General features: G+C 35.1%; 6 protein-coding genes. 5 read left to right on the top strand and 1 reads right to left on the bottom strand.

Annotated elements, in window-relative coordinates; all coding sequences use genetic code 11:
- Window positions 1-190: 190 nt before the first annotated feature.
- Window positions 191-1,180, bottom strand: a complete 990-nt coding sequence (locus SPD89_RS17660) for an asparaginase (protein WP_336263268.1) — start codon at window positions 1,178-1,180, stop codon at window positions 191-193.
- Between the two features lie 762 nt (window positions 1,181-1,942).
- Between SPD89_RS17660 and SPD89_RS17655 the strand changes: the two genes are divergently transcribed.
- The 5 genes from SPD89_RS17655 to hisC all read left to right on the top strand — a co-directional run bounded on the left by SPD89_RS17655 (window position 1,943) and on the right by hisC (window position 7,043).
- A complete protein-coding gene (locus tag SPD89_RS17655) occupies window positions 1,943-2,071 on the top strand; it encodes a hypothetical protein (protein WP_442961194.1) in 129 nt (42 codons plus the stop codon).
- 786 nt (window positions 2,072-2,857) lie between these two features.
- Window positions 2,858-3,910, top strand: coding sequence for a TRAP transporter substrate-binding protein (locus SPD89_RS17650; RefSeq protein WP_336263266.1), 1,053 nt, complete (start codon window positions 2,858-2,860; stop codon window positions 3,908-3,910).
- A gap of 220 nt (window positions 3,911-4,130) precedes the next feature.
- A complete protein-coding gene (locus SPD89_RS17645) occupies window positions 4,131-4,631 on the top strand; it encodes a TRAP transporter small permease (protein ID WP_336263265.1) in 501 nt (166 codons plus the stop codon).
- On the top strand, window positions 4,628-5,908 hold the full coding sequence (locus tag SPD89_RS17640; RefSeq protein ID WP_336263264.1) for a TRAP transporter large permease: 1,281 nt from the start codon (window positions 4,628-4,630) through the stop codon (window positions 5,906-5,908). The genes SPD89_RS17645 and SPD89_RS17640 overlap by 4 nt, the downstream gene beginning before the upstream one ends.
- 52 nt (window positions 5,909-5,960) lie before the next feature.
- On the top strand, window positions 5,961-7,043 hold the full coding sequence (gene hisC, locus SPD89_RS17635; protein WP_336263263.1) for a histidinol-phosphate transaminase: 1,083 nt from the start codon (window positions 5,961-5,963) through the stop codon (window positions 7,041-7,043).
- Window positions 7,044-7,063: the final 20 nt, after the last annotated feature.

Here is a 7,063-nt window from a genome sequence, read left to right as displayed (position 1 = left end):
TGCCCAATCCCTTGAATAATGTGCCGTTTTATCCAAAGATGTGCCAAATCCTCGAAAAATGTGCCGTTTTATCCAAAGATGTGCCCAATCCCTTGAATAATGTGCCGCTTTATCCAAAGATGAGCCAAATCCTTGAATAATGTGCCGTTTAATCCAAAGATGTGCTGTTTCTTAAAATATGTCCCCTCTATTAATAGTCATCAAACACTGTTTGAATATCTCTCAAGCTATTATACTTTAATAAGCTTAGCATAAGAAGAATGCGTGCTTTTTGAGGTAGGAGATTATCTCCGCTAATAAAGTTATAGTCTTTATAGGAATCGATCGGGACAACACGTCCATTACCAACCCGACTACTTCTCACAATAAATAATCCGTTATCCGTTGCACGTTTTAATGCTTCAATTTCACTTGGTGAGATAAGTCCTGCCCCGGTTCCTGCTGTTATTATTCCGCTATACTTTTTACTTTCTGTAATGTGGTCTATTAAGTGACCTGTAGCCCCTGCATAGGAAAAGACAATTTCAACATCCGGAAGTTCAGTGAAATCTAAAGATGAAAACTCAGAGTTAACTGTATGTTTTCTTGTAGGCTGACGGTAAAACTGAACTTTATTATCCGGGTCGATAAATCCTAAATATCCAAATTGACCAGATTGAAACGCTTCTACTCGATATGTATTTGTTTTTGTTACTTCCCGGGCACTGCTTATTTCATCGTTTAACAATACAAGAACACCTTTATTTTGTGCCTCATCACTAGCTGCAACCCGTATTGCATTTAGTAAATTTAAATGAGCATCAGAACTCAATGCAGTAAAAGGGCGCTGTGCTCCGACAAAGATAATTGGCTTTTCAGTCGGTACAGTTAGATGAAGAAAATAAGCAGATTCTTCTAATGTATTTGTCCCGTGTGTAATTATGATCCCATCAAAATCTTCTTGAAATAGACAAGACATCACTTTTTGTCTTAATTGGATCCAATGGTCGGAGTTTATTTTTGTGCTGCTAACACGCAAAAATGATTCAAATGACACATCAGCAATCTCGTCTATTTCAGGCATCGCTTTCAGAAAATCCTCCCCACAGTATATGCCAGATATGTAATCTTTTAAATCCAATCTACTTTTCCCGTATCCAGAAATGGTACCGCCCATTTCAATTACTTTTATTTTTTTCAAGTAAGTTCCCCCTTAAAGAAATTGTCATATATAAAAGTATAAGGTATGCATAAGGAAAATAAAAAGAAATCCCTGAAAAACAAGTGATTTTGAGTAAAAAGACACAGATAGTAATTGCGATAAGGTGACTTTTACCCTACTAAGGTTGTATTAGGAATTGACTAGATAGATCAATTGTTCAGTGGATAAATTACTTCCTTTTTGCTTATTTGATGAATTTGGTTGATAAATTCTTATTCCCGTGGTTATTACATTTTGGCTATCATTGGTATAATGTTAATATTATTCAAAGGTTTATCTCCACTTCACGGATCAACCAATCCTTGTCATTAATGCAAAGTATTGAAATGCTTAATAGAAAGGGAATCCCTTCCTCTTCAATTTTGCCGTGGTACAGGGTCCCAAACATCCATTTATTCATGCAATTGCCTAAGAACTTGGAAGGAGGAGCACATGTAATTATCGCAGCCAGAATAGCGGAACGGCTTGAGGAAGCTACACTGAATTAGGATTACAGGAATTAAAACAGACAATCATCCAGTAATCACCTTAAATGAGGTAGAGGTAAAAGAATTGTTTAGAGTCATAAGCGAGAAATGAGGGAATATTGATTATTTAATTAATGATGCTGGTGGACAATTTGCATCATCATCACTTGATATTTCATCCAATGTATTTAAAGCAGTTTTTTTTGATTTTATGTTTGGAGTCAGTTTTACCGGAATGGATCAGGTGGGAGCAGCAAGGGCAGGAGTCATCAATATGACAAAAACATTGGCTTCTGAATGTGGGATACATGGTATAAATGTGAATGCAATTGCACCTGAAATAATTAATACATCCAAGATTGAAAATTATGAATCTAATAATATGGATAAAGGTTTTTTATAGTCCCGTATTAAGTTTAAATTTAGGTACTTTTGGGTGCAGTTTATCCTTTTTACTCAAAAATATGGATAAAAAACTTAACAGTAACAATATTTCAATTGTGAAGGTGATGGTTTGCGGGAATGGCCATTATAGCTACAGGATTTTCTGTGCCGATAATGCCCATAAGAAATTAAAATATTAGAACTGATGGTTTTTGTGGATAATTTATTTTATTACGTTTATGATCATAACATTTTTAGTAACAGAGATAAACAGTAAACATTCGACTATTAAATAAAATGACTGAAGGTATATTGACGATTTAGGTAACTTGCAAGATAATGAGGATCGTATAATACCCAAAGGATAAAAATTAAGGAATGATTGGTTTGAGGCAATGACGGTGGTCGACAACTTTCCAAGTGTTTTTGTAAAGTTATGAGAATAATTTCAAAAGAGCTTATATATGATGACGATGGCTGGAGCCCCGTTCATTAGTCAAATGGACTATTTCTATAGGCAATACCTATAAGTTTATAACTTATAGGTATTGGTAATTTCAAATCTATTAAAATATAATTAGATTTAAGAATAGTCGACAACTTAGCACTTTTCAGTAACTTTGAACATCTATATAGGGAAGGACTTTTATAACGATTCTATGAAACTGTTTTATAAAAAAAGTAAGTTTTATATCCCTATAAAGTAATTTGTAAGCGATTTATTGATATTAGGATTGGGTTGTAAAACTAGTTAGTTTTGCAAAATAATTTTTAGAAAGATTATGAATTCAAAGGGGGAAAAGGTATGAATAAATTATTAGGAAGATTGGGAATTTTTGCGGTAGCTTTACTATTACTAGTATTTGTCGCAGCATGTGGTGGATCAAGTGAGAGTTCAAGTGGTGGCAGTGATGGTGAAGATAATAATAGTAGCTCAAGTGATAAAGAAGAGTATACAATCACCATTTCAAACTCTGTTGAAGAAGATACTCCATTACACAAAGGATTAATCAAATTTAAAGAGGTTGCTGAAGAGAAGTCAGATGGAAGATTAAAAGTTGAAGTTTTCTCAAATGCTGAATTGTATGCTTCTGAAAGAGAAGCGATTGAAGCGGTTCAGGCAGGAAATATTCAAGCAGCAAGCCCAGCAACAGCGCCGTTAACTAACTTTGTTGAAGAGTTTATGGCCCTTGATTTCATGTTTGTTTTTGATGATATTGATGATGCGAACAGTATGTTGGATGGTGAATTGGGAGATATTCTCAAAGAAAAGTTGGAAGAACACCAGTTAAAAGGGATCGGCTGGGGGAGTGCGGGATTGACACAAATAACCAATAATGAAAGACCTCTTGAGACCATTGAAGATTTCGAAGGCTTAAAACTTAGAACAATGGAAAATAACATTCATTTAGACAGTTTAAAAGAATTCGGTGCAAACCCGCAACCTTATGCATTTGGTGAATTATATTCTGCTCTACAGCAAAATATTTTTGATGGAATGCAGACAACTGCTCAATTGATCGAGAGCTCTAAAATTTATGAAGTTCAAAAATACATTACAATCATGGATAATTCCTTCACTGCTGAAGCACTCATTATGAACAAGGATTTTTATGATTCCTTACCAGAAGATCTACAGAAAGTAGTTGATGAGGCTGGAGAAGAATTTACAACATACGAAAGAGAAATTTCAAAAGAATATGATGCAGAAGCAATTGAATTCTTAACAGAAGAACTTGAAGCAAATGTTTTATCGGATGAGGTAAAACGGGAGATGGCTGAAAGATTACAACCTATTTTAGACAAATATGAAGAACAAATTGGCACCGACATAATTGACTTAGTAAGAAACCATTAATAAATAATAGGTAAAAGTATATCCCGATTGCTATTTCTTTAAATAACAATCGGGATATTACTTAAAAGGAATGTTCGAAAGTTGAATAAAGCCAGAAATTCCGTCATGGTATTATTTAAATCTTTTGGAAAGTACATCAAAAAACACTTTACGAAAAGGAGGAAAGACACCCGATAACAGAAAAAGTAAGGCGACATTGGAAGAAGTGGAGGATGTAACGGTGAAAATTTTAAATGTTTTAAGGAAATTTGAGGAGATAGTAATAGTTGGTTCAATGGTTGTAATTTTACTATTAATTTTCGGACAAGCTTTATTTCGATATTTTCTGGGTAGTGGACTGGTTTGGGGAGAAGAGCTAGCAAGATATGTTCATATTGCTCAAATTTGGCTTGCAAGTAGTTTAGCTATCAAAACAGGTGGTCATATTCGCGTAACCTTTTTCAGGGATTTATTTAATACAAATGGGAGAAGGATAATTGACCTAGTGGCAACGCTTTCTTTTTTTGTCCTTATGGTTTTTGTTGCTGTGAAAGGTACGGAGTTTATTTTTCATTTAATTGAAACAGGACAAAGGGCTCCTTCGATGGGTATTTTAATGGCTATTCCATATACGGTCGTGCCGCTTGGGGCTATGCTAATGTTGATTCGATTAATACAACAATTCCGATCTGTATTGAAAGGTGAGATCCTAGATGAAGGGATAGAAGGTGTAGACAAATGACTATTACAGTACTGTTCATAAGTTTTTTTGTATTCATGTTATTAGGGGTGCCAATTGCAATTTCTTTAGGATTATCTACTTTATTAACGATGGTATTTGCTACCAATCTTCCATTAGGCTCTATTATTACGCAGTCGTTTACTTCACTCGATTCATTTTCACTATTAGCAATTCCTTTATTTATTTTGGCAGGTGTTTTGATGAGTCAAGGTGGTGTTTCAAAACGCTTATTAAAATTGGCCGATGTGTTAGTAGGTTATTTAGTTGGTGGTCTTGCACACGGAACGATTCTTGCGAGTATGTTGTTTGCGGCCATTTCGGGTTCTGGACCTGCAACGGTTGCGGCTATTGGTTCATTTATGGTTCCATCTATGGCAAATAAAGGGTATGACAAAAGTTTTGCAGCTGCTGTAACGGCTGTAGCTGGAACTATTGGTGTTATCATCCCTCCAAGTATTCCTTTTATAATGTTTGGAATTGCTGGTCAAGTGTCGATTGGGGGACTTTTCTTAGCTGGGATTATTCCGGGTATTATTATTGGTCTTGCCTTAATGATCGTTTCCTATGTGATTGCAAAAAAACGTAACTTCCCAACAGAAGGCAAGTTTCCAACGTTTATGGAAGTAGTAAAAGCAATTAACTATGCAAAATGGGCTTTATTGATTCCTGTTATTATTCTAGGTGGAATATATAGTGGGCTCTTTTCACCAACAGAATCCGCAGCTGTTGCCTGTATGTATGCAGCCTTTATCGGTCTTTTTGTTTATAGGGAATTAAATTTTAAAAAATTATATAAAGTATTTTTAGAAGCCACCCTTGTTGCTGTTCCTGTTAATATTATTATAGGTTTCTCAATTTCTTTTGCATATTTACTAAGTATAGAACGAATTCCAGCAAAAATTGCAACTTTCATTACTGGAATATCCGAAAATTTATTTATTACGATGTTAATTATCAGTGCCTTCCTATTTGTAGTTGGAATGTTTATTGATACAATTCCAGCGATAGTTATCTTAACACCTATCTTACTTCCTGTAGCCCAAGGTGTTGGTATGGATCCAATTCATTTCGGTGTAATTATGATTGTTAACCTAGCTATTGGATATGTTACTCCACCACTTGGGGTAAACCTATTTGTTGCTTCCCATATTAGTAAGGTGTCGATAGAACGGATAACTGTGGCATCAATCCCATTTATTATCGCAATGATTGTGGTTGTTATCATTCTTATTTTAATTCCGCAGTTGTCTCTATTTATTCCGAGTGTTGCTTTATAGTTGAATGATGGGCTTTGAAGTATATATTGAACAAGAAAAAGGGGGTATACAGATGAAGTGGAGAGAGTATGTAAAACAAATAGCTCCATATGTACCGGGAAAATCGATAGAAGCAGTGAAAAAAGAACTCAACCTGGAAGAAGTGCATCGCCTTGCCTCTAATGAGAATCCACTTGGAGCCTCAAAAAAAGCACTAGCCGCAATGCAAAGTGCTATGATGGAAGCACATTTATACCCTGATGCACCAGCAACGGAGTTACGTGAAAAGTTAGCTTCTTTATTCGGAGTTCTACCAGAGCAGGTAATAACAGGAAATGGTGCTGACAATGTTATTTCTTTTGTAATTAGTGCTTACGTTAACGAAAGTGATGAAGTGCTTTACTGCAGTCCTACCTTCCCAGCATATCGTTCATCGACATTATTAATGGGTGGAAAACCTGTTGAAGTTCCTTTAAAGGAAGGATTTGTATTTGACCTTGAGGCATTAAAAGCGAATATTACGGATAAAACAAAACTTGTTTTTATCTGTAATCCTAATAATCCAACAGGGACGATTGTTGATTCGAATGCGTTAGAACAATTCATTGGAGATGTACCAGAACATGTAACGGTAATTATTGACGAAGCGTACATAGAGTATGTACAAGAAAATAATTACGAAACTGGGATTGACTTCTTCAAGAAAGGTTATCCGGTTATCACGATTAGAACATTTTCAAAATTTTATGGTTTAGCAGGTCTAAGGATTGGCTATGCAATTGCTTCTAAAGAAATATTAGAACCGATGTTACGTCTGAGAGAGCCGTTTGCTGTCAATCGACCAGCAATTGCCGCAGCTGTTGCCGCATTAGATGATAAAGAATATACAGAACGTCATTTTAAAATGAATGAAGAAGGAAAACATTTTCTAAAAGATGAAATGGAAAGGCTAGGGTTTATTGTTTATCCATCATCGACGAATTTCTTATACGTGCATGTCAAAAGAGACGGGAAAAAACTATTTGATGAATTGTTACAAAAGGGAATTATTGTTAGACCATGTACCGGTTGGGACTATAATGAATATGTACGAATTTCAATTGGAACGAAAGAACAAAATGAATTGTTGATTGAAACTTTAAAAACAATTTTATAATGTGCATATAGCTCAGAGGG

Source organism: Pseudogracilibacillus sp. SO30301A (assembly GCF_037072025.1).
In the GTDB taxonomy this organism is placed as follows: Bacteria; Bacillota; Bacilli; order Bacillales; family Amphibacillaceae; genus Pseudogracilibacillus.
The sequence above is the reverse complement of the archived record's forward strand: the minus strand, read 5'-3'. Positions and strand labels throughout refer to the sequence as shown.

What these genes read in the sequence shown, in the direction of transcription:
- SPD89_RS17655 (WP_442961194.1), top strand. Translation starts at nt 1,943, where the DNA reads ATGACAAAAACATTGGCTTCTGAATGTGGGATACATGGTATAAATGTG.
- SPD89_RS17650 (WP_336263266.1), top strand. Translation starts at nt 2,858, where the DNA reads ATGAATAAATTATTAGGAAGATTGGGAATTTTTGCGGTAGCTTTACTA.
- SPD89_RS17640 (WP_336263264.1), top strand. Translation starts at nt 4,628, where the DNA reads ATGACTATTACAGTACTGTTCATAAGTTTTTTTGTATTCATGTTATTA.
- hisC (WP_336263263.1), top strand. Translation starts at nt 5,961, where the DNA reads ATGAAGTGGAGAGAGTATGTAAAACAAATAGCTCCATATGTACCGGGA.